The sequence below is a fragment of the Flavicella marina genome (genome assembly GCF_009193215.1).
GTDB classification, from domain to species: domain Bacteria; phylum Bacteroidota; class Bacteroidia; order Flavobacteriales; family Flavobacteriaceae; genus Flavicella; species Flavicella marina.
Genome location: NZ_VYVA01000002.1, coordinates 465925 through 487586, shown reverse-complemented (window position 1 = coordinate 487586; position 21662 = coordinate 465925). Strand labels below are relative to the sequence as shown.

Annotated in this window: 19 protein-coding genes and 1 pseudogene; 6 read left to right on the top strand and 14 right to left on the bottom strand. The window is 33.2% G+C overall.

Annotated features, from left to right (window positions below):
- From F6P99_RS07010 to F6P99_RS06950, 13 genes and pseudogenes are all read right to left on the bottom strand, one after another.
- Nucleotides 1–344, bottom strand: a pseudogene (locus F6P99_RS07010) (transketolase family protein); the annotation flags it as partial.
- A gap of 131 nt (nucleotides 345–475) precedes the next feature.
- Nucleotides 476–1060, bottom strand: a complete 585-nt coding sequence (locus F6P99_RS07005; RefSeq protein WP_152286743.1) for a Maf family nucleotide pyrophosphatase — start codon at nucleotides 1058–1060, stop codon at nucleotides 476–478.
- Nucleotide 1061: 1 nt separating this feature from the next.
- A complete protein-coding gene (locus F6P99_RS07000; protein ID WP_152286742.1) occupies nucleotides 1062–1955 on the bottom strand; it encodes a geranylgeranylglycerol-phosphate geranylgeranyltransferase in 894 nt (297 codons plus the stop codon).
- Nucleotides 1952–2410 carry an SsrA-binding protein SmpB gene (gene smpB, locus F6P99_RS06995; protein WP_193316019.1) on the bottom strand — a complete coding sequence of 153 codons (459 nt, stop codon included), beginning with the start codon at nucleotides 2408–2410 and terminating at the stop codon, nucleotides 1952–1954. The genes F6P99_RS07000 and smpB overlap by 4 nt, the downstream gene beginning before the upstream one ends.
- 62 nt (nucleotides 2411–2472) lie before the next feature.
- Entirely contained in the window at nucleotides 2473–3099 is a 627-nt protein-coding gene (locus tag F6P99_RS06990) for a hypothetical protein (protein ID WP_152286740.1), read from the bottom strand.
- A gap of 82 nt (nucleotides 3100–3181) precedes the next feature.
- Nucleotides 3182–4939, bottom strand: a complete 1758-nt coding sequence (locus tag F6P99_RS06985; RefSeq protein ID WP_226913036.1) for a hypothetical protein — start codon at nucleotides 4937–4939, stop codon at nucleotides 3182–3184.
- A gap of 192 nt (nucleotides 4940–5131) precedes the next feature.
- Nucleotides 5132–6298 carry a tetrahydrodipicolinate N-succinyltransferase N-terminal domain-containing protein gene (locus tag F6P99_RS06980; RefSeq protein ID WP_152286739.1) on the bottom strand — a complete coding sequence of 389 codons (1167 nt, stop codon included), beginning with the start codon at nucleotides 6296–6298 and terminating at the stop codon, nucleotides 5132–5134.
- 84 nt (nucleotides 6299–6382) lie between these two features.
- Entirely contained in the window at nucleotides 6383–6877 is a 495-nt protein-coding gene (locus F6P99_RS06975; RefSeq protein ID WP_152286738.1) for an acyl-CoA thioesterase, read from the bottom strand.
- A gap of 7 nt (nucleotides 6878–6884) precedes the next feature.
- Nucleotides 6885–7793: a tRNA (adenosine(37)-N6)-dimethylallyltransferase MiaA gene (gene miaA / locus F6P99_RS06970; RefSeq protein WP_152286737.1), complete on the bottom strand. Its 909-nt coding sequence runs from the start codon at nucleotides 7791–7793 to the stop codon at nucleotides 6885–6887.
- A gap of 3 nt (nucleotides 7794–7796) precedes the next feature.
- Nucleotides 7797–8618, bottom strand: a complete 822-nt coding sequence (locus F6P99_RS06965) for an ion transporter (protein WP_152286736.1) — start codon at nucleotides 8616–8618, stop codon at nucleotides 7797–7799.
- A 9-nt stretch (nucleotides 8619–8627) separates the two neighbouring features.
- The gene (locus tag F6P99_RS06960) at nucleotides 8628–9713 is read right to left on the bottom strand and encodes an exonuclease domain-containing protein (protein WP_152286735.1); all 1086 of its coding nucleotides are present in this window, start codon (nucleotides 9711–9713) and stop codon (nucleotides 8628–8630) included.
- Between the two features lie 27 nt (nucleotides 9714–9740).
- A complete protein-coding gene (locus F6P99_RS06955; RefSeq protein ID WP_152286734.1) occupies nucleotides 9741–10379 on the bottom strand; it encodes a YggS family pyridoxal phosphate-dependent enzyme in 639 nt (212 codons plus the stop codon).
- 86 nt (nucleotides 10380–10465) lie between these two features.
- Complete coding sequence (locus F6P99_RS06950; RefSeq protein ID WP_152286733.1) at nucleotides 10466–11326, bottom strand: helix-turn-helix domain-containing protein; 861 nt, start codon at nucleotides 11324–11326, stop codon at nucleotides 10466–10468.
- A gap of 159 nt (nucleotides 11327–11485) precedes the next feature.
- Here F6P99_RS06950 and F6P99_RS06945 point away from each other — a divergent pair, with 159 nt between their 5' ends.
- The 6 genes from F6P99_RS06945 (at nucleotide 11486) to F6P99_RS06920 (ending at nucleotide 20893) form a co-directional block, all read left to right on the top strand.
- On the top strand, nucleotides 11486–14734 hold the full coding sequence (locus F6P99_RS06945) for a DUF1553 domain-containing protein (protein WP_152286732.1): 3249 nt from the start codon (nucleotides 11486–11488) through the stop codon (nucleotides 14732–14734).
- A 21-nt stretch (nucleotides 14735–14755) separates the two neighbouring features.
- A complete protein-coding gene (locus F6P99_RS06940; protein WP_152286731.1) occupies nucleotides 14756–16273 on the top strand; it encodes a DUF1501 domain-containing protein in 1518 nt (505 codons plus the stop codon).
- Nucleotides 16274–16294: 21 nt separating this feature from the next.
- On the top strand, nucleotides 16295–17404 hold the full coding sequence (locus tag F6P99_RS06935) for a twin-arginine translocation signal domain-containing protein (protein ID WP_152286730.1): 1110 nt from the start codon (nucleotides 16295–16297) through the stop codon (nucleotides 17402–17404).
- Nucleotides 17405–17426: 22 nt separating this feature from the next.
- Complete coding sequence (locus tag F6P99_RS06930; protein WP_152286729.1) at nucleotides 17427–18806, top strand: DUF2231 domain-containing protein; 1380 nt, start codon at nucleotides 17427–17429, stop codon at nucleotides 18804–18806.
- 114 nt (nucleotides 18807–18920) lie between these two features.
- Nucleotides 18921–19970 carry a cytochrome-c peroxidase gene (locus F6P99_RS06925; protein ID WP_226913035.1) on the top strand — a complete coding sequence of 350 codons (1050 nt, stop codon included), beginning with the start codon at nucleotides 18921–18923 and terminating at the stop codon, nucleotides 19968–19970.
- A gap of 2 nt (nucleotides 19971–19972) precedes the next feature.
- A complete protein-coding gene (locus tag F6P99_RS06920; RefSeq protein ID WP_226913034.1) occupies nucleotides 19973–20893 on the top strand; it encodes an SGNH/GDSL hydrolase family protein in 921 nt (306 codons plus the stop codon).
- Nucleotides 20894–20925: 32 nt separating this feature from the next.
- Here the strand turns inward: F6P99_RS06920 and F6P99_RS06915 are convergent, their stop codons facing one another.
- On the bottom strand, nucleotides 20926–21609 hold the full coding sequence (locus tag F6P99_RS06915; RefSeq protein ID WP_152286727.1) for a hypothetical protein: 684 nt from the start codon (nucleotides 21607–21609) through the stop codon (nucleotides 20926–20928).
- Between the last annotated feature and the right edge of the window lie 53 nt (nucleotides 21610–21662).

Below are 21662 nucleotides of genomic sequence, written 5' to 3'. Positions count from 1 at the left end.
AATCCAGCGTGAGAAGCACAAATTTTTACGTTTTTATCTGAGTAGGCAACAGATTGACGAATTTGATCGTAAACTCTTCCTGTAGAAAAGTTGGCAAAAGTACCTGTAAAAGGGATTTTACCTCCGATGGTAAGTCCAGCCGCAATACCAATCATATTTGCTTCAGCAATACCAATTTGGAAAAAACGATCTGGGTTTTCTTCAATAAACTTGTCCATTTTTAAAGAACCAATCAAATCTGCACAAAGTGCCACAACATTTGGGTTTGTTCTTCCTAATTCTGCTAAACCAGCTCCAAAACCAGAACGCGTATCTTTTTTCTCAGTAAAAGTGTATTTTTTCATTGTATTTTATATACGATTAGTGTGGTACAAAAGTAATAATTTTATAAAGTAAACAATGTATTATTTTCTTCTTTTTTATGGGGTGTTTTTTAAGCGAAAATCACCGGAAAATTGAAGGGGATATGTTTGAATTATAGCAGGTTTTTTAAGTAATGATATACTTTGTTTACCGGTAACCCCATTACGTTAAAGTAATCGCCTTCAATTTTTTCAACACCAATATAACCGATCCATTCTTGTATTCCATAACTACCTGCTTTATCATAAGGTTTATAATTATCTATATAGAACTCAATTTCATCAGTTGTAAGTGTTTTGAAAAAAACTTTTGTACTATCGTGTAGCGTATGTGTTTTATCCTGCGTTTTGAAGCTTACCGATGTGATGACTTCATGGAAATTCCCAGACAATGAAGTTAAAATAGCCAATGCTTCTTCTTTGGTTTTAGGTTTTCCAAGTGCTTTGTTCTCAAACCATACTATTGTGTCTGAGGTAATTACAAGATCGTTGGGCCTCAGTATCTCGTTAAAAGGAACTGATTTTAATTCTGCTAAATAATTAGTGATTTGTTCTCTGTTTAAATTGTCTGGATATATTTCTTCTACATCAAAAAGTTGAACTGAAAAAGGAATGTTCAAATCTTTAAAAAATTGTTGACGTCTCGGAGATCCTGATGCAAGAATAATGTTGAATTTTTCTGAGATTGAATGTAACATATTAAATAGTTGTCAATAAAATTAATAGAAGTCCTGATGCAAGTATAAATTTTAACAACGAACTTGCTTGGTGAAATTCTTTTTTGTGAGTTGCTTTGTGCAATGTATAGCAAAAAAAGATATATGGGATGATGATAAAAAAGAATCCAAAAATTTGTACATAAACTTGACCTTCGAAATACCTCCATATGAAATCAATCAAAAGATAGAGTGGAAGAACAGAGAGTGTTAGTATTATTTTTACTGTTCGTTCAATTCCTAAAATTATCGGTAGTGTTTTGTAACGAGCTTTGTAGTCTCCTTGAATATCTTCAATGTCTTTAACCAATTCTCTCTGAAAATTTAGTAAGAAAGAAAAAACGGCAAGTAATATAAGTAAAAAAACACCTTGGTTTTCAACATTCATATCTGTATCGATAAGTAGGAGTAAAATTGTAGTATAAGCAATAAGCGTTGCTATGGTAATGTTGCCTATTATTGCAATTGCTTTTAAGCGATAAGAATAGATAAATAGTAAAAATGCAATTCCAATAAATATCAATGCATAGAAATTTCTATCTAAGATCAATGATAGGTAGATTCCGGCTGATACCCCGACAGCAGTAATAAATGTATATAGATATATTAAATTTCTTTTTGAAATGATGTTTGGCACATACACTTTTTCAGGTTTATTTATCAAATCACACTCAATATCGAAATAATCGTTAATCAAATATCCTCCTAACGCGATGAATAAAACACTGATTAGAAAAATAAAAAACTGAAAATCAGAAAGTATTGAGGTGGTTTCAAAAAAAACAAACAATCGATATTTAAAAAGAAACAAACTAAAGAATAATAACAGCAGATTTTTCCAACGAATCATATTGGCAAAAACGGTCAGTGTTTTCATCTAAAGTTTTTTTTGATTCGATCTAAGTCTCTTTTGTTATCTCTATCTTTTAAAGTATTTCTTTTGTCGTGTAGTTTTTTTCCTTTACACAAAGCAATAGTAAGTTTTGCCCAACCTTTATCCGTGATAAATAATTTTAAAGGAACAATCGTTAAACCGACATTTTGAACTTGTCTTTCTAATTTTTTCAGCTCTTTTTTGTTCAATAAAAGGCGTCGAGAGCTCTTAGGATTGTGGTTGTATGAATGACCATAAGTATATTCTTCAATATACATATTGATTACGAACAATTCTCCTTGTTCGTTGAATTCACAAAAACTTTCTGTAATTCTTGCTTTGCTATTTCGAATTGATTTGATTTCAGTACCTGTTAACTGAATACCAGCAGTATATGTGTCTAAAATCTCAAACTCGAATCGAGCTTTTTTATTTTGAATATTTATGGTCTTTTGCATAATACTGCAAATGTAATTAATATCAGAATAATAAAACGGAATTAACGAACGGAAGTATAAATTTATGAACTAGACCTCGTTAAGTAATTGTTGTCTTGACTCAAGAATTTTACATTTTTTTCTGTGTTTTCGTCTATCAGTTCTTTTATTATTTTACCATTTGTGTAAAAATTGAATATCAATGATTTACTCGAGTCAATTATAAATAAGCTGTTGTTAAACGCATCAACAATTTGGTAATTGTTTGCATTGATTTTATTTCCGTATTTATGTTCTGAATATTTTAATAAACAGTTTTTTTTCTTTTTATCAATATTTGAAAAAACATAGTTAAACATTACTAGAGTTTCATTGAAAAATATAAGGTTGCATTTCGAACGAATGCCAGAAATCTTTGTCTTGTATATCAGTGTGGTAGTATTAGAATCATTTTTTTTTTGGAAATTTGGTTTTCCGAAAATCTTAATAAATTCATTTACTGAAGTACCGAAAGAAATAAGGTTGTTAAATTTTAATTCAATTGGTGAAAAAAGAATCAAGTCCTTTTGCTTGTAGTGTGTTCTGAAAAAAGGGAGATTGTATGTACCAATAAATTTAGTATAGAAACGTTGTTTTTTATGTGGGTCTTCAAAAAAGGCCTTTAAAAAACTGTTAGATACGATAGTATTTATTGGTTTTTTTTGGTACATATTCACAATCTTAGGGGAATTCAAAGATAAAAAAAACCACCAATTTTACAATTGATGGTTTTAATAAATATTGAATTAATTTTTAGAGTGTCGCCAACTTATCTTTTAAATTTGAAAAGTTAGAAACAAATTGTGATTCTTTAAATATCTCTTGGTAATAAGAGATACCTTCATTGATATTTTTATAAAATTTAGTCAGATATTTCTCTTGTTTTTTATCAGGGTTATCAATGAAATCTTGAACTTTTTCATTGAAATATTTAACATACATCTCTAATTCTTTTACAAACATATTCGGTCTATTAGCTGTTGTTAAATCGTTTGTTTTACCGTAGATATGTTGCACCATTTTTTTTAGGGATACCTTTTTGTCAAAATATGCAATATTCGGACCTGGACACACGAGAACTCCAGATTTGGTATCTTTTGATTCGATTTCTTTATCGATCAATCCAGCGTTGGCTAATCCGATACACAGACAAGATTTCTCTGTAATTTTATCAAACTTTTTTTGATAAGCATCATTCGATAAATTTTCTTCTTTTAGTTTTTCTATTTCAGCATTTTGATATTTTTGTGAAGCTGTACAAATAGAGTTGCCATCTTCATCTCGATTCAATGCTAAGAATTTTTTCGGACAAGGGCTACCAATTTTATCATTTTGTATTTTTGTAGCCTTATATGCATCATTAGAAACACCTTTTACGCTGTTAAATGGAACACCTAAAGGCGAAATATTACTTAGATAGAGGTCTTCTTCCTTTGCTTTTTCTAATACTTGTAATGTATTATTATCTACAGTTGTAGCTTCAGGTACTAATAAAAATGGTGATCCCCATCCAACAGAATTGACATCATAGTTGTCTAGTAAAAACTGATGTTCTTCTGAGGTTCCGACACCACCTTGAACTGTAATTTCAATATCTAATGGTGATGCTGGTACATGTTTTCCTTTAGCTTCTAAAGCTGCTTTATATGTCTCAAAAGTTCTATTGATTAAATCTTCTTTGTTTGTCGTAAATGAGTCTAAAATAGGTCCTAATAAAAGTCCTTCTGTGGCAAATGCGTGTCCACCACAATTCAAACCAGATTCTATTCTGTATTCTGATACCCACAATCCTTTTTTTGCAAAAAACATTCCCTGAATGATAGCAGATCTGTAATCGCTTACTTTTAAAATTATTTTTTTCTTTAGTTGATTGTCTGTTGTAGGGTAGAAGTCCTCGAATTGTTCGAAGTAGCTGTAAAGTCTAGGGTTCATACCTGCAGACAAAACTATTGAAGAATTTAATTCACTTTCGGCAAAACCTTTTAAGGCAGTATGCGCATCATTATAATGTGACGGCAAGGCTTCGTTTTTATGGTAACGAGCATTGTCTAATTTTGTCATGATATTCACATCAATACTTCCTGGTTTGAGATTGTCTTGAATCCATTTTTGCAACACTTCTTTCGAAGCATTTTCTTCTACCAATTTGACAAGATTTTTTTTAACATCTGAAATATCAGGTAACATGTCGATGTAGTTTTCTAATTCTTCTTTTTTCTCAGAAAGAGCAATTTTAAAATCGTGAAATTTTTGTTTCACAATGGCATCCATATTATTCAAGTAAGAAGTAATTCTGCTAGCTCTCGCATCTGGATCTTTCGTTGAATAGGCTTTGAATGGCAAGTTATATTTATTGCTGTAAAAAGAGTTCATTTTCTCTACAAGAATGTCGTCTACAATTGAGACAACAGAAGAAATTCCATATTTAGCAATTTTAATTGGACTGTCAACCGTAAAAGCCAAGCCCATTACAGGGATATGGAAAGAATGTATAGGTGTTTCTTTAGTCATTGTTTGTACTTTGAAATTTTGTACAAAGAACTCTAAATAATACACTTAAAACCATGATAATTATCATGTGTAGGTTTCAAATGTATTTGTAATTAGTTGATAAACAATAGTTTTCATTGAGAGAATAGGTTGTAAAAAAAATGCCACGTTATGTGTTTCATAATGTGGCATTTAATAAATAATTCGAGACAATTAGTCGTTCGAAGTATGTAAGCTTGCGTTCAATTCAATAGTTTTTGGATTTGGTCTGCAAACCAAATGACCGTTTGTACTATCTAATAAAAACAACAATTTGTCTTTACCGTTTAATTCAGCTCCTTTTACAATGTTTTTACCTTCTTCAACAATAGTTCCATTGATGTCGATTGGTTGTTTGTCTTCATTATACATCCAAACTTTAGCAGCAGCAGTAACATAAACTCCGGCGGCTATCGTACATCCAAAACCTAATGAAATTCCGGTTCCTGAATTTGCACCAAGTAAACATTTATCTCCGATAGAAATAACATTTTTATTTCCTCCAGAAAGCGTTCCCATAATAGAAACTCCTCCTCCTAAATCAGAATCATGACCAACAACTACACCAGCAGAAACACGACCTTCAATCATAGCGTTTCCTTTAGTTCCAGCGTTAAAGTTTACATAACCAGCAGGCATAACAGTAGTTCCTACAGCACAATGTGCACCTAATCTAACTTGAGAACCACTAGCAATTCGAACACCATTTGGTACGTGGTAATTTACCATGTATGGGAATTTATCTACATGAGTCACGATGATAGTTTCTCCTTTGAAGGTAGCCTTGATACGTTCTGCACTAATATCTTCTGGTAAAATTGGGCCATGGTTTGTCCATGCAACATTGTTTAATTTTCCAAATACTCCTTCTAAAGACAAACCATGAGGTTGTACGTGTAATTGAGATAGACACTGCAGTTTAAAATAAGCTTCAACAGCATCATTTACAGCTTGATCTTTATCGAATAAAAAGTAAGCAACTACATCAACAGATTGGTATCCTTCAGGTTGGTTATAGTTTTCTAATAATTGTTGAATTAATACAATATTTGGATGTTTCTCGATTTCTGAATGAAACGCAGCAAAATTGTCAAAAGCTTTTTGTAGTTGCTCTTTCGAAACTGTTACAAATCCATTTTCATTGGAAGTATATCCAGTTACATCTTGCAATAAGGCAGCTGTTCCGAAAGCATTATCCCAGTTAATTGAAGGGAAATTTACATCTAATACTTTTTCACCTTTAGATTTTCTAATTCCTAATCCAAAAGCTAAAGGTTTTGCATATCCATCTTTTGAAGTGATATTTTGTACGTATTCTTTAAAGTTTTCTATCGTATTCATTGTGAAATCATTTAATTTAACCGCGCAAAGATACTCAAAACTTGTAAGTTTTAAGAACAGTAGACATGATAATTATTTGGGACCTTAAGATTTTTTTCTAGCAGCTGTACGAAAGAAATATTCACGTTCTTCAAATGTTTTTTGTGGTACTTCAAGTAGTACCTCTGAAAATATTTTGGCGTATTTTTCTTGATGAATTTCTACTTTGTTTTTTCGCAAATTGAACGGAACAAAAGTAAACCAAGCAATCGATTTTAAGACTGATTTTTCTTCGTTAAACATGCGCATTTCAACTTGTAAATGTTTTGATGAATATTGAATTAGTTGCGATTGAATTACCACTGTTTCCATAGTGAAAACAGGCTTCAAATAGGCAACTTGATTATTAGCAACTACCCAACCAATACCTTCTTCTTTAATTACTTTAAATAAATCTACGCCATAGTTTTGAAAAACTTGATCTTCTCTAGCATTGATAAAATAATCAACATATCTACCATTGTTTAAGTGATTGAAAGGGTCACAGTCTTGAAATCTTATTTTTTTTCGACTTTCAATGATATTTGGTAGTGTTGCCATTTTGATGTTATTTTAGTTGTTTTTCTATTGCTTCGAATAATTGCTCTTTATTCATTTGGTAATCAAACCAAATTGTATTGGGGTCTTTTTTAAACCATGTAATTTGTCTTTTAGCAAATCGTCTTGTATTCTTCTTTATTTCTGAAATGGCGAACTCTAATGTACAATTTCCATCAAAATATTCGAATAATTCTCTATAACCTACGGTTTGCAGAGCGTTTAACGATTTATGTGGATAAACAGTTTTGGCTTCGTCTAACAGTCCTTCCTCAATCATTTGATCTACACGTTGATTGATTCGATTGTAGATGATTTCACGATCTGCTTTGATTCCTACTTTTATCGTTTTGAACTTTCTTGGAGTTTTGGGTTTGTTTTTAAAAGAGGCATACGTCTTTCCAGATCCTATGCAGACTTCTAATGCCCGAATTACTCTATGTGGATTGTCGATAGCAATAGTATCAAATGTTTCAGAGTCTAATTCTTGTAATTTTCGTTGTAAGTAGGGGAGACCTTTTTCTTCAAGGTCTGAGTTGAGTTGCACTCGAATACTAGCATCAATCTTAGGGAAATAATCCAATCCGTTAACAACGGCATCTACATATAGACCACTACCTCCAACCATGATTACGACATCGAATTGTAGAAATAATTCATCCAGCTTTTCCAAGGCATCTTTTTCAAACTGCCCAACGTTGTAGTCTTCAAATATTGAGCGATTTTGAATGAAATAATGAGTTGCCTGTGCTTGTTCTTCTTCAGTAGGTACCGCAGTTCCTATTCTTGTTTCTTTGTAAAACTGTCTCGAATCACATGAGATAATTGGAGCATTATATTTTTGAGCCAATTTAAGGCTTAAAGATGTTTTTCCGATGGCTGTAGGGCCAACCACTGTTACTAAAAACTTTGATTTCATGCGTTAAAATTTATCACCACAATTGTGGCAGAACTTTGCGTCGTCATTATGTTTTTCGGTACCACATGATTCACAAGTTCTTGTATTGGTTGGAGTTTTTTTGAACTGGGCGGTATATTCAGCAGAAACTATGCCCGTTGGCACAGCAATGATTCCATACCCTAATATCATGACTATCGATGCAATTATTTGTCCGATTGTTGTAACAGGAGCTATATCTCCGTAACCAACTGTTGTAAGCGTAACGATAGTCCAATAAACACTTCTAGGAATGCTAATAAAACCGCTATCTGCATCAGCTTCAACGATGTACATGATACTACCTAAAATTAAACATAAAATGACTACAGCGAAAACGAATACTGTAATTTTTGGTTTGCTAGCTTTCAGTGCAAAAAGCAATTTGTTAGATTCACCTAAATACCTCGTGATTTTTAAAACACGGAAAATTCTCAAAAGTCTCAATGCTCGAAGTACCACTAATGCGTGTGCACCACCAAATATTAATGATAAGTATTTTGGAATCGTTGAAAGCAAGTCAATCAATCCGTAATAACTTAGAATATAATGTTTGGGTTTTTTAATCGATACAATTCTTAAAATGTACTCGATACTAAATAAGATGGTGATAACCCACTCTGAAATATTAAAAAAGTGATAGTATTTATTATTAATGGAAGGAACACTTTCGAGCATCACCAAAAGGATACTAGCTAAAATAGTTATCAGCAATAAAACATCAAATAATTTTCCGGCAGGAGTATCGGCTTCATAAATAATTTCATGAAGTTTAGATTTCCACTTAGAATGCCCAGGTTTTATCATTGCAAATAATTAATATCGTACTATTTTTTCAATTTTTCCTTTTTCTAAATAACGCTTTGTAATATGACGTGTTTTTAGATTGTCTAAAAGAGGACTGATCATAGTTTTAACAATTTCAAGATGTTCAATTTGATGTGCTAAATCGATAAATGCAGATCCTTTTATTTGATTGTCTTCAATTAATATTACCGATTTTTCGTTTGCATGTCTACCTTTATTTACCAATAACATATTGTCGTTATTGAATACAACTGTCGGGATATTTTTTCTTCTGAATGAATTGTATTTTGGTTTATGTACCCCAATACTTTCAATAAATTTTAATTCAGCGATTAGATCATTTCCTGTTTCTTCGAACGAAATTGAGTGTGTTTTGCCGAGTAATGTTCTGATTTTTTTAGATGTTTTTAAGAAAAGTTGATTTAACCCCTTTTGTATATTTTTTCCTCTTCCAACATATAAAATAGAACCTTCTTGGTCGTGGATATAAAACAATCCTGTTTTTTGTGGAGTTTGCTCTATATGATCTAGAATTTTGTTTGGCAAAACAACTTCCTTATCGACTAAATTTTTAACAGTACTTTTTATAATTTCTTTATTGATGTCTTTGTCTAAAAGCAATTTGAATAATTTTACAGTAGCCAATGCGTCTCCGCTGGCTCTATGTCTATCATTCATTGGTATCCCAAGAGACTTACATAATTTACCGAGACTGTAAGAAGGCTGCTCCGGAATTAATTGTTTACTTAGTTCAACAGTGCATAAAGTTTGCCGCACATAATCATATCCTAGACGGCTAAATTCTGTTCTGATAATTCTATAGTCAAAAGAGGTGTTATGAGCAATAAAAACACAGTTTTCTGTGATTTCCACGATTCGTTTGGCTATTTCATGAAATTTAGGTGCAGTTTTCACCATCTTTGGAGTAATACCTGTTAGGTTTACTACGAATGGTTGAATAGGTCTCTCAGGGTTGACCAAACTTATAAATTGGTCAACAATTTCGTGCCCATCAAACTTATAGATTGCAACCTCGGTAATGCCTTCTTCATTGAACTTACCTCCAGTTGTTTCAATATCTATTATTACGTACATCTAATTTTTTCTTAATAAGGTTCAAGGTTATAGTCTAGAACCAAAAATGGCACTTCCAACTCGTACCATAGTGCTTCCTTGTTCGATAGCAATTTTATAGTCACCACTCATTCCCATAGACAAGGTACTCAATCTTGTGCTATCAAAAAAAGTTTTTAGAGAATTAAATTCTTCTACTATTTGTTCGTGAACATCTGTAAAACTAGCCATTCCCATCAAACCAACGATGTTAAGATTCTGCATTGTTTTAATAGCATCTCCTTTTAAAATACGCTCAATTTCTCCAAATGACATTCCAAACTTACTTTCTTCAGTCGCAATTTTTGCTTGTAACAAACAATTGATAACACGGTTATTCTTTTTACCTTGTTTGTTAATTTCTTTTAAAGTTTCGATACTGTCAACACCATGAATCAAAGAAACAAAAGGAGCGATGTACTTTACTTTGTTTTTTTGTAGATGTCCGATCAAATGCCATTCAATATCTTTTGGCAAACTCTCGGCTTTTGCTACTAGTTCTTGCACTCTGTTTTCTCCAAATTCACGTTGTCCAGCATCATAAGCCTCTTCTATGGCTTTATTAGGTTTTGTTTTAGAAACAGCTACTAACGTTACGTTATCTGGTAGCGTTGCTTTTATCTCTGCTAAATTGATTTTGATACTCATTATATTTTGAAGAAATTATGAATTGACAAATATAAGGTTTTAATAGACTATTACGAGATACGGATTTGGTTTTTAGAGAATGCTTATTAGATGTTTTTTCTTCTAAATTGTGCTGGAGTACTACCCGTTATTTTTTTAAAGGTTTTTGAAAAATAAGAAATGGACTCAAATCCTGTGGTTTCTGATATTTCCTTCAAACTTTGCTGCGTAGATAGTAATAGAAATTGGGCACGTTCTATTCTAATTGAATTGACATAGTTTAAGGGTCTTTTGCCGAATTTTTCATTAAAGATTCTTGAAAAATAATCAGGATTTAAATTACAATAATCGGCCAGGTGTTTTACAGAAATATTTTCTGATAGATGAATATTGATATATCTTAATATATGGTTGAATTTTTTATTGGTGTTTTTTTTGTTTTCGATTTGTTTTGATCGAATGAATCTTGACAATAAAATACTTAAAATCCCTTTCGTTTCTATATAATCTGCATCTGAAATTTGGTTGTTCTCTTTGGCAAAATCAGAAGGGGATAAACTGTGTTTTAGTATCTGTGGGTTGCTATTTACCAAAGCTCTTTGTGGATTGATTTTTAAAAGTTGCTCGAATAAAATCAAATCGTATTCAGAGGCTTTCATTTCATACACAAAATTGTTTCTGTCATATATAGACATACCTTCACCAAGTTCTTCAAAAAACGATATATATATCTGTTCATGGTAATAATCACATTGATAATTACTAGGGGTGAAACTAGGAATTAAGTACATGTGATTTGGTTGCAAATTATAAATTTTGTCGTTATGAAATACCTTCGCATGTCCCTCGGTGATATAATATAAACGAGAAAAAGGACTGATCACGTTTTTGTAATTCCACTTTTTATCAAGCGAAACTTTTGCGGTATTTAATAAAGTAAGTTGAAGGGATTGTAATTTTTTTTTCATGTATTCTGAAAAATAAGAATTTATTCAGAAAACTGATAAATATCCTTGTTTGTCTAGTGTAAATATAGTAAAAAGTCGGTTTTGTCTATTTTTTTGTCAGATATTTTTTATTCAATCGGCTGTATTGCGTTTTATTTTTGTAGCATACTATTTGAACCAATGATGAACAATAAATTACCTTTCTTATTATTTTTCTGTGTATTTGTTACTTCTTGTGGTCTTGATCTTCCAGATTCGGTAGCAGAAGAGTACGAATCAATAACAACAAAATTAGATTACAATATAGATGTAAAACCGATACTGTCGGATAAGTGCTTTTTATGTCATGGACCTGATGATGCTAAAATCTATGCAGGATTGCAATTGCACAAAGCAGAAACTGCCTATGGTGAATTACCAGAAAGCCCAGGGAAATACGCTATCGTACCAAAGTCACCATCAAAAAGTGAATTGGTAAAGAGAATATTGACAAACAATAAAGATTATGTGATGCCAACACCCGAATCACATTTGTCATTAACTGCAAAAGAAAAAGCCGTTTTGATTAAATGGATTGATCAAGGTGCGGAGTATAAAGACCATTGGGCTTTTGTTGCTCCGGAGAAACCGAGTGTTCCTGAAGTTAAGAACAAAAATAATGTTGCTTCGCCTATAGATAATTTTGTTGTAGCCAAATTAGAAAGGCTCAATTTAGAACCTTCCAGAAAAGCAGATAAAGAAATATTATTGAGAAGAGCTTCTTTTGATTTAACAGGTTTACCACCAACTGAAGAAGAATTGATTAGTTTTTTAAATGACAAATCAGAAAATGCTTTTGAGAAACAGCTGGATCGTTTGTTGTCTTCCTCTCATTATGGTGAAAGAATGGCTTTAGACTGGATGGATGTTGCTAGGTATGCAGACACACATGGTTACAGTGTAGACCCTTATCGAGATACATCTCCTTGGAGAGACTGGGTGATAGATGCTTTTAACAATAACATGCCTTACGATCAGTTTTTAACTTGGCAATTGGCAGGAGATATGTTTGAAAATGCTACGAAAGAGCAAAAACTTGCTACTACTTTTAACCGTTTACACCCACAAAATATAGAAGGCGGTATCATTGATGAGGAATTCCGTTCTGAATATGTAGCAGATAGAACTGCCACCGTAAGTCAAGGAATATTGGGTCTTTCGTATGCCTGTGCAAAATGTCACGATCATAAATACGATCCTATTTCTCAAAAAGATTATTACGAAATGTATAGCTTTTTCAATAATGTTGATGAGACGGGACTTATTCCTTGGGATAAGGCTACTCCAGTGCCGGCGATGCTATTGCCAACGAAAAAGCAAGAAGAAGTTATTGCATATCTAGAAACTATTGTTGGAGAGACTGAAAACAATTTAGGTTCTGTTAAAGATAATGAGTTAAAGAATGCAAACAAATGGATTGCAAAAGGCAACTATAATTTAATTTCGGTTGATAAAAAACCAAATGATTTGGTGGCGTATTTTGATTTTAACAATTCGAAACTGGTAAATAGAATTGGAGGAAACAGGAACAATAATGTTCGTGTGAGACAGCAATTTGCTGATAATGAGCCAGTCGTGTTAAAAAAAGGTAAATCGGGAAAAGGTTTGCATTTGGATGGTGATACATGGTTAGACCTTGATCATATAGGTGTTTATCAGAGAAATCAGCCCTTTAGTATCGGGATTGAAGTTTTTGTTCCGAAGGATTTAGAAACAGGAGTTGTTTTTCATAAAATGAACAGCCCTGAATTGCATAGTTTTAGAGGTTACCACCTCAAAATAAAAGATAATAAAATTGAGGTATTGTTAGCACATGTATATCCCGATAACGCAATTGTTGTTGAATCCTTAAAGGAAATTCCGAAAGAAAAATGGGTGCAATTAACCATGACCTACGATGGTTCGAGTAGTGCGAATGGTGTCTCTATTTACATGAATGGAAATAAACTACAAACCATCACACATTTTGACAATCTATATAAAGACATCATCTTTCATGAACTGCAATTGTATGGTGAAAAGAGTCCTAAAATAGAACCAGGATTGCGTGTGGGAGCTGTGTGGAGAGGAAAAGGAATAAAAGGGGCTACTGTAGACGATTTATTGGTTTTTGACAAAGAGTTGACTGAAATAGAAGTGCTTCAGATTGCTAATCAAAATGAGTTAAGAAAAGTAGTTGAATCACCGGTTTCAGACCTAAATGAGTATCAAAAAGAAATGTTGCAAAACTATTATTTGTCTGTTCTTTCGAAACCGTTTAAAAAAGTACTGAAACAATTAGAGAAAGATCGTTTGGTCTTGGTAGATAGTATCGACCCCATAAAACAAATTATGGTAATGAAAGAACGTTCAGTGCCTCGTCAGGCCTATGTTCTAGATAGGGGACAATATGATTCTTATAAGGAAAAAGTATATCCAAATGCTCCTGAACGTATATTTCCAATGAGTGAGAAATTACCAAAGAATAGAATTGGATTGGCACAATGGATTGTGGATAAGGAAAATCCGTTAACAGCACGTGTGGCAGTTAATAGATATTGGCAAAATATCTTCGGTAGAGGAATAGTAAATACTTCAGAAGATTTTGGAAATCAAGGTGAGATTCCAACACATCCAAAATTATTAGATTGGTTGGCGGTTACTTTTATTGAATCAGGTTGGGATGTAAAACAATTGCATAAAACAATAATGTTGTCGAACACCTATCAGCAAAGCTCTGTTGTTACTGAAAAATTGTTAGAAATTGATGATAAAAATGAACTACTCGCACGAGGTCCATCAGGCAGGTTGTCTGGAGAAATGTTACGAGACAATGCTTTGTTTGCTTCTGGATTGTTGGATGATAAAATAGGTGGTGAAAGTGTGAGGCCCTATCAACCAGAAGGGCTCTGGAAAGTGAACGGAGGTACTTATGTAAGAGATGGTTTAGAAGGTTTGTATAGAAGAAGTATGTATACAATTTGGAAAAGAACCGTACCGAATCCAACCATTGCAACGTTTGACGCACCAACAAGAGATTTGTGCACCTCTAGAAGACAAAAAACGAATACTCCATTGCAAGCATTGGTAGTACTGAATGATCCAACCTATGTAGAGGCTTCGCGCGTATTAGGAAAACAGATAGCAGATGCTTCTAGTATTGAAAATGGAATAAAAATGGCTTTTAGGAAGTTAACTGGAAGAACTATTTCAAACAAAGAATTGCAAGTGTTGTCAAAATTACAAGAAGTAGAGTATCAGAAATTTAAAGCACAACCAGGCAAAGCAAAGGGATGGTTAAATACAGGTGAGTTTAGAGTCAATAACTCAGATGATCAAGCACTTGTAGCTGCCAATGCTGTTGTGGCCAGTACGATAATGAATTCTGATGCCAGTATTACCAAACGTTAATAGCATAAAATTTAAGAAACAATGTGTAACAGTCATGAACATAATAAGTTGAAATCTAACAATAAAGATTTGCAACAAATAGAAAGACAAATTGATAGAAGACATTTTTTGAAAAATACGTCTTTAGGTTTAGGTGCAATGGCTTTAGGTAGTTTATTAGGTACTGAAAAATTATGGGCAAATATAAAAGCAAGCACATCAGATGAGGATTTGTTAAAAGTTTACAACAAGAATAGACTCGGACTCCCTCATCATTTACCAAAAGCAAAACGAATTATTTATTTGTTTCAAAGTGGAGGACCATCACAGTTGGATTTGTTTGATTACAAACCCAAATTGTCTGATATGTTCGGTAAAGAACTTCCAGAATCAGTTATCGGAGGACAGCGTTTGACCGGGATGAGTGGAAGTCAGAGTACGCTTCCTGTAGCTCCTTCATCTTTTAATTTCAAACAATATGGAGAGTCAAGAGCATGGGTAAGTGACGTGATGCCTTATTTATCTGAAGTTGTTGATGATTTGTGTTTTGTAAAATCTATGCAAACCGATCAAATCAACCATACGCCTGCGATAACATTTATGCAAACCGGACATCAATTGCCGGGTAGACCAGCGATAGGCTCTTGGTTAAGTTATGGTTTGGGGTCTGATAATGAGAACTTACCAACATTTATTACTTTAATTTCTAAAAACGGTAAAGGACAACCTTTGAACGCAAGTCTTTGGGGAAATGGATTTTTACCGACAGAGCATCAAGGAGTTCAATTTAGAAGTGGTAAAGATCCGGTACTTTACTTAAGTGATCCTGAAAATTACGATGGAAATGACAGACGAAATATGTTGGATTATTTGAATCATTTGAATGATTTGCAAAACGATTCGTATGGAGATCCTGAGATACAAGCAAGAATGGCTCAGTATGAAATGGCATTTAAAATGCAGACATCTGTACCAGAAGTAACCGATATATCTGATGAGCCAGAGCATATTTTTGAACTATATGGGAAAGATAGCCGAGATCCGGGTACCTATGCCGCAAATTGTTTGATGGCAAGAAAATTATTAGAAAAAGGGGTCAAGTTTGTGCAATTGTATCACCAAGGATGGGATCAACATATTGGTTGTCCTTGGGGAGTAAAAAATCAATCAAAAAATACAGATCAAGCAAATGCGGCATTGATAAAAGATTTGAAACAACGTGGTATGTTTGAAGATACCTTGTTGATTTGGGGTGGTGAATTTGGTAGAACTGTCTATTCTCAAGGTCAATTAACCTCAGATAATTATGGTCGTGATCACCATCCAAAGGCTTTTACTATGTTCATGGCAGGAGCGGGAATCAAACCTGGGTTTACCTACGGAGAAACTGATGATTTTAGTTATAATGTGGTAAAAGATCCGGTTCATGTACATGATTTTCACGCTACTTTAATGCATTTGTTCGGTATCGATCACGAACGATTGACTTTTAAACACCAAGGAAGAAGGTACCGATTGACAGATGTACACGGGAAAGTGGTTAATGATCTTTTAACTTAAAACTAACTAAACAAAATATTCATGGATAACTCGAGAAGAAATTTTATTAAAAAATCTAGTTTGGCGGGTATAGCTATGGCTGCAACACCGACATTTGGTTTTCACATAATGAAAAAGCCAATAGAAAAAGAAATTATTCTAGGACATGGTGATTATCAATACAAATTGATTCGTGATTGGGCTCAGATGAGTTCAATACACACTCCGTTGCTCAACTGTCATGAAATGCAAATGGATAGCAAGGGTAGACTTATAATGATTGGAGACCATACAGACAATAATATTATCATATTCGATAAATCAGGAAAAGTGATTGATACTTGGGGAACAGCGTACCCTGGGGGGCATGGATTGACAATTTCAGATGAAGGGGGTGATGAATTTTTGTTTTTGGCAGATTCAGGCTGGTATTTAGATAAATCCGGTAAATGGATAAAACACAATGGACGTGTTAGTAAAACAACACTTGACGGAAGAGTTGTTTTTGATATTGGCCATCCAGTTACCATTGGCGTTTACAAACCAGGAGAGTCTTTTTGTCCAACGGAAACTGCGGTAGGGCCCAATGGAGATATTTATGTAGCAGATGGATATGGAATGAGCAGAGTGCTACAATACGATGCAAATGGTAAGTATATTAGACATTGGGGAGGTAGTGACAATACAGATAAAAATTACCGAATTGAAAGTGCCCATGGGGTTGCTATTGATTACAGAGATAAATCGAACCCTATGGTGGTTGTAACCTCTAGAAATCAAGCTAGTTTTAAATGGTTTACACTGGATGGTACGTATGTAAAAACTTTACATCTACCTAATATGCAGGTATGTAGACCCGTCTTTGATGGCGATAATTTATATGCTGGTGTTTGTTGGTCTCAGCCCGAAGTTGGAAGGACTTCTTGGAAAGAACCTACAGGATTTGTAACGATTTTAGAAGGAGACAAAGTGGTTTCTAATCCAGGAGCTACCGCACCTATATATGTTGATGGAGCGCTGCAAAAAACGTATCAACTAAAAGAGCGACCAATTTCTCATGGTCACGATGTTTGCATTGATAATGATAAAAACATATATGTCTGTCAATGGAATGCTAATAAAACACCTCCATTAAAATTGGAGAGAATTTAAGAACAAGTAAAATTTATATAAAATGTTTGAAGTGCCAGATTTTGTGATTTTTCTAGGGAGGTTTCACCCTTTACTTGTCCATTTACCTATAGGTTTTTTATTATTTGCTTTTATCTTGGAAATCTATGCGAGATGGAAAAAAATAAATGAATTTGATAAAGCAATTTCATTCGCTCTATTACTTGGTACATTAGGGGCAATTGCAGCTAGTGTTTTGGGGTATATGCTTTCATTAAGTGGCGGGTATAGTGTTGAGATGTTAGATCAGCATTTCTGGTTTGCAGTGACAACGATAGTTGTTTCATTGGTAGCTTGGGTTTTAAAACAAAACATTTTAAACCTAAGATTTATGAATCAATCAAATGTCCATGTTTTACTGAGTGTACTTGTTGTTATTTGTATCAGTGTTACTGGACATTTAGGCGGAAATTTAACACACGGAAGCGAATATCTATTAGAATACGCACCGATTGGTAGACCTGTAAAAATTGTCTTGCAGCCAGTAAATGATGTTAATGAGGCTCAGCTATATGGCCATTTAGTAGAGCCAATATTAAAAGAAAAGTGTTTGAGCTGTCACAATGAATCAAAATTGAAAGGAGAGCTTTCTTTGAAAGATTCTATTTCAATATTTACAGGAGGGAAGCATGGAAATACCATTGTTGCCGGAAATGCTGCAACCTCAGAGCTTTATAAGAGGGTTTTGCTCGATCCACATGATAAAAAATTTATGCCTCCGGAAGGAAAACCAGGGTTGACAGATGAAGAAAAAGAAATAGTAGCTTTTTGGATAAATGAAGGAGGTGCAGATTTCTCAAAAAAAATCTCGGAGGTAGAAAGCTCTGAGAAGCAAATAGAAATTGCAAGTTCTTTTCTGGGACTTGATGCCAAAAGTATTGGAGATAAATTGCCAAATGTTGCAATGGTTGATAAAACGCTCATGCTGAAATTAAAAGACGAAGGGTTTGTTTTTAGAGAACTGGTTTTTGAATCGAATTTATATGATGTAGTTCTACCTCCTTCTAGTGCAACATCAGAAGAATTGCTTTTGAAAAAGATTAAAATGCTATCAGAGGTCAAATCAAACGTTCTTTGGTTGAGTTTAGAGGAGAATTTTGTTTCAGATGAAGCAGTGCAAATCCTTGCTGAATTTGAGCATATTCAAAAATTAGCGGTTCAAAATAATAACATTTCAGATAAGTCGATTGAATACTTGAGTAAAAACATGGCAATAAAAAGTCTGAACCTTTTTAAAACCAATGTTTCGAAGAAGTGTATTCCATATTTAATAAAAATGGAATCACTTAAAAGAGTATACCTGTGGCAAACGAATTTTACAAAAGACGAGATCAATACTTCTAATGAAGAAATGCCGACGGTTCAATTTATTTCAGGTGTGTAAGTTATGAAAGTAAATAGTGTTTTATTCATAATTTTGTTTATTTTATTGATTTCGTGTACATCACCTGAGAGAAAGCAAAAGAGTAGTACTATTTTAACATATAAACCACTGCCCATGAAAGTGGTTCACCCTAAGAATAACTTACCTAATCCTGCTAAAATAGCATTGGGAAGGTTGCTTTTTTATGACCCGATACTATCAGGAGATAAAGATGTGGCCTGTGCAAGCTGTCATCATCCTGATTTTGGATATGCTGAAGGTATAGATTTGTCAATAGGTGTTGGGGGTGTAGGTTTGAGTAGAAATCGAAAGTTTGCAAGTGAGAATCATGTTCCGTTGGTAAAACGAAATTCACAAACCATATTAAATACAGGTTATAATGGAATTCAGAATACATATAGTTACAAGCCTGAGCATGCACCAATGTTTTGGGATGTTCGGAAAAATGGTCTTGAGGAACAGGCATTGGCTCCGATTGAGTCTTTAGAAGAAATGCGTGGTGAGAATTTTTCAGAGTTAGAGATTGTTGCAGAGGTAGTGAAGCGACTAAAAAATATAGAAATATATCGGGTGAAATTTTCAAAGGCATTTCCTAACAGTCCTAAAGTTTCAAGAGAAAATATGGCAAAAGCCATCGCGTGTTTCGAAAGATCATTGATTACTCCAAACACTAGATTTGACCAGTATTTGAGAGGGGATGAAGCTGCTATGTCAGAAGGAGAAAAAGAGGGGTTCGAGCTATTTAAAAAAGTGGGATGTGTCAATTGCCATACTGGTCCGATGTTGTCTGATTATAAACTGCATGTATTGAGTGTACCAGAAAATAAAAAAATAATGAATGTTGACTTCGGAGTAGATAGTACCTTTGCTTTCAGAACACCTTCGTTGCGTAATTTAAGATATACTGCACCGTATATGCACAATGGTAAGTTTAAAAGCTTAGAAGAAGTTCTTGAATTTTATGAAGATATTTCTAATGGACATTCGGAAAATTCAAATATATCGAATCAATTGCTAGATTCTTTGGTGAAAAATATTTCTATAAAAACTAAGGATATGTCGTTAATTATTTCTTTCTTTAATACTTTAAACACAATTAAATTTGATAAAGAAATTCCTTCAAAGGTGCCAAGTGGATTACCTGTAGGAGGAAATATTAACTAATTATGAAAAAAATAGTATTTCTACCCCTAGTACTATTTGTCTGTATTTCTTATGGACAAATGAAAACCTATGACTTACCCAAAGATGTTAAAAAAATCCTTTTTTTAGGAAATAGCATTACCTATGCAGGTCATTATGTAAATTATTTAGAAGCATATTTTATTTTAAAATATCCTGAAAGAAAAATTGAGTTTATCAATTTAGGATTGCCTAGTGAAACGGTTTCTGGTTTGTCAGAAGAAAATCATGCTGATGGTCGTTTTGAAAGACCTAAATTACAAGATCGTTTGAAAAAAACGATAAAGGCGATCAAGCCAGATTTAATTTTTTCTTGTTATGGCATAAATGATGGTATTTATTTGCCTTTTGACGAGAAGATTTTTTCGAAATACAAAGAAGGTATTAATTGGCTAGATAGTAAGGTGAAAAAAGAAGGTATTGAGTTGGTACATATTACTCCCACAATTTACGATAAGGATGGAGGAGAGGCTTATGCCAATGTTATGGATATTTATTCTGACTGGCTGATGAGTAATGTGTATACTAAATATTGGAATGTGATCGATATCCATACTCCTTTGAAACAAAAAATTGCTGACAATCGATTTTACAACCCTTATTATAAATTTGCACTTGATGGAGTACATCCGAATAAAGAGGGACATTGGTTGATTGCAAATCAAATACTTATTGCTCTTGGAGAATTACAGCGATTGGATAACAGTGATAAAAGTTGTTTTGATACGTTTAAAAATGGCTTTGAAGTTTTGGAGCTAGTTGAACGGAAACAAGTGATTGTGAAAGATGCTTGGCTAACATACATAGGTCACAAAAGGCCAGATATGAAACTTGGTACTTCTTTAAATAAAGCAGAGACAGACAATAAAGTTATTGAAGCTCAAATTCAACTTTTGTTAGAATAAATAAAAAAAGCGATCGTTATGATCGCTTTTTTTTATTGTGCTAGTTTTATGCTACAATGGTAAAAATCTTGTGCGAGTAGCAAACTTTCTTCTTTGTAAGAATTATTGATTTCTCTTATTTTTTTATGAATAGCTAATAATTCTTCATCTTTAGAAATTAAGACATTGATAGTTTTCATGACTTTAAAAAAACGTGTGATTTCTTTTTCAGTCGGAATCGATTTGCTTTTTACAGCTTCCATAAATTGCTTGAATTCATTGTACTTATAAATCGAATATTTCTGTGGATAGTGAAATGCTAAATAGATAGAAATCATGGCATAATCACCATGGTAATGATGTTTGAATTCTGGATTTGTTTTTAATATTTGATTGCGAATGGTATTACAATCATATACAAAGAATTCAATTCTGGCTTCCAAATCTTTTTCTTCATTTAAAAGATTTCTAAACATTCCACGAACTTTCTCTTCATCATAGTCTATCATGGTCAACATAGCTTGTTTTGGGAAAAAATTTTCTCCTTCCCAAAGACGCGTAGCTACATTTTTAGAAAAACTATTTTCATACATTTCTTTAAAATCTTCTGCTTTAAGATCCCAATTGTCTTGAAATTGTTTTAAAGCATCCCATTTAAAAAGAGATTTGTATTCAGCAGTATCTTGAATATGTTGTTTGAAGTCGTTTATTTTAGCGTTGATAATATCTAAAACCATAGAGTAGGGGGCTTCTTTTTGTGTAATATCAAAGTTACAAATTTTGTAACGTA

Coding starts and splice junctions, on each gene's coding strand:
- F6P99_RS07005 (WP_152286743.1), bottom strand. CDS start 1,060: ATGTTACATTCAATCTCAGAAAAATTCAACATTATTCTTGCATCAGGA.
- F6P99_RS07000 (WP_152286742.1), bottom strand. CDS start 1,955: ATGAAAACACTGACCGTTTTTGCCAATATGATTCGTTGGAAAAATCTG.
- smpB (WP_193316019.1), bottom strand. CDS start 2,410: ATGCAAAAGACCATAAATATTCAAAATAAAAAAGCTCGATTCGAGTTT.
- F6P99_RS06990 (WP_152286740.1), bottom strand. CDS start 3,099: ATGTACCAAAAAAAACCAATAAATACTATCGTATCTAACAGTTTTTTA.
- F6P99_RS06985 (WP_226913036.1), bottom strand. CDS start 4,939: ATGACTAAAGAAACACCTATACATTCTTTCCATATCCCTGTAATGGGC.
- F6P99_RS06980 (WP_152286739.1), bottom strand. CDS start 6,298: ATGAATACGATAGAAAACTTTAAAGAATACGTACAAAATATCACTTCA.
- F6P99_RS06975 (WP_152286738.1), bottom strand. CDS start 6,877: ATGGCAACACTACCAAATATCATTGAAAGTCGAAAAAAAATAAGATTT.
- miaA (WP_152286737.1), bottom strand. CDS start 7,793: ATGAAATCAAAGTTTTTAGTAACAGTGGTTGGCCCTACAGCCATCGGA.
- F6P99_RS06965 (WP_152286736.1), bottom strand. CDS start 8,618: ATGATAAAACCTGGGCATTCTAAGTGGAAATCTAAACTTCATGAAATT.
- F6P99_RS06960 (WP_152286735.1), bottom strand. CDS start 9,713: ATGTACGTAATAATAGATATTGAAACAACTGGAGGTAAGTTCAATGAA.
- F6P99_RS06955 (WP_152286734.1), bottom strand. CDS start 10,379: ATGAGTATCAAAATCAATTTAGCAGAGATAAAAGCAACGCTACCAGAT.
- F6P99_RS06950 (WP_152286733.1), bottom strand. CDS start 11,326: ATGAAAAAAAAATTACAATCCCTTCAACTTACTTTATTAAATACCGCA.
- F6P99_RS06945 (WP_152286732.1), top strand. CDS start 11,486: ATGATGAACAATAAATTACCTTTCTTATTATTTTTCTGTGTATTTGTT.
- F6P99_RS06940 (WP_152286731.1), top strand. CDS start 14,756: ATGTGTAACAGTCATGAACATAATAAGTTGAAATCTAACAATAAAGAT.
- F6P99_RS06935 (WP_152286730.1), top strand. CDS start 16,295: ATGGATAACTCGAGAAGAAATTTTATTAAAAAATCTAGTTTGGCGGGT.
- F6P99_RS06930 (WP_152286729.1), top strand. CDS start 17,427: ATGTTTGAAGTGCCAGATTTTGTGATTTTTCTAGGGAGGTTTCACCCT.
- F6P99_RS06925 (WP_226913035.1), top strand. CDS start 18,921: ATGAAAGTGGTTCACCCTAAGAATAACTTACCTAATCCTGCTAAAATA.
- F6P99_RS06920 (WP_226913034.1), top strand. CDS start 19,973: ATGAAAAAAATAGTATTTCTACCCCTAGTACTATTTGTCTGTATTTCT.
- F6P99_RS06915 (WP_152286727.1), bottom strand. CDS start 21,609: ATGGTTTTAGATATTATCAACGCTAAAATAAACGACTTCAAACAACAT.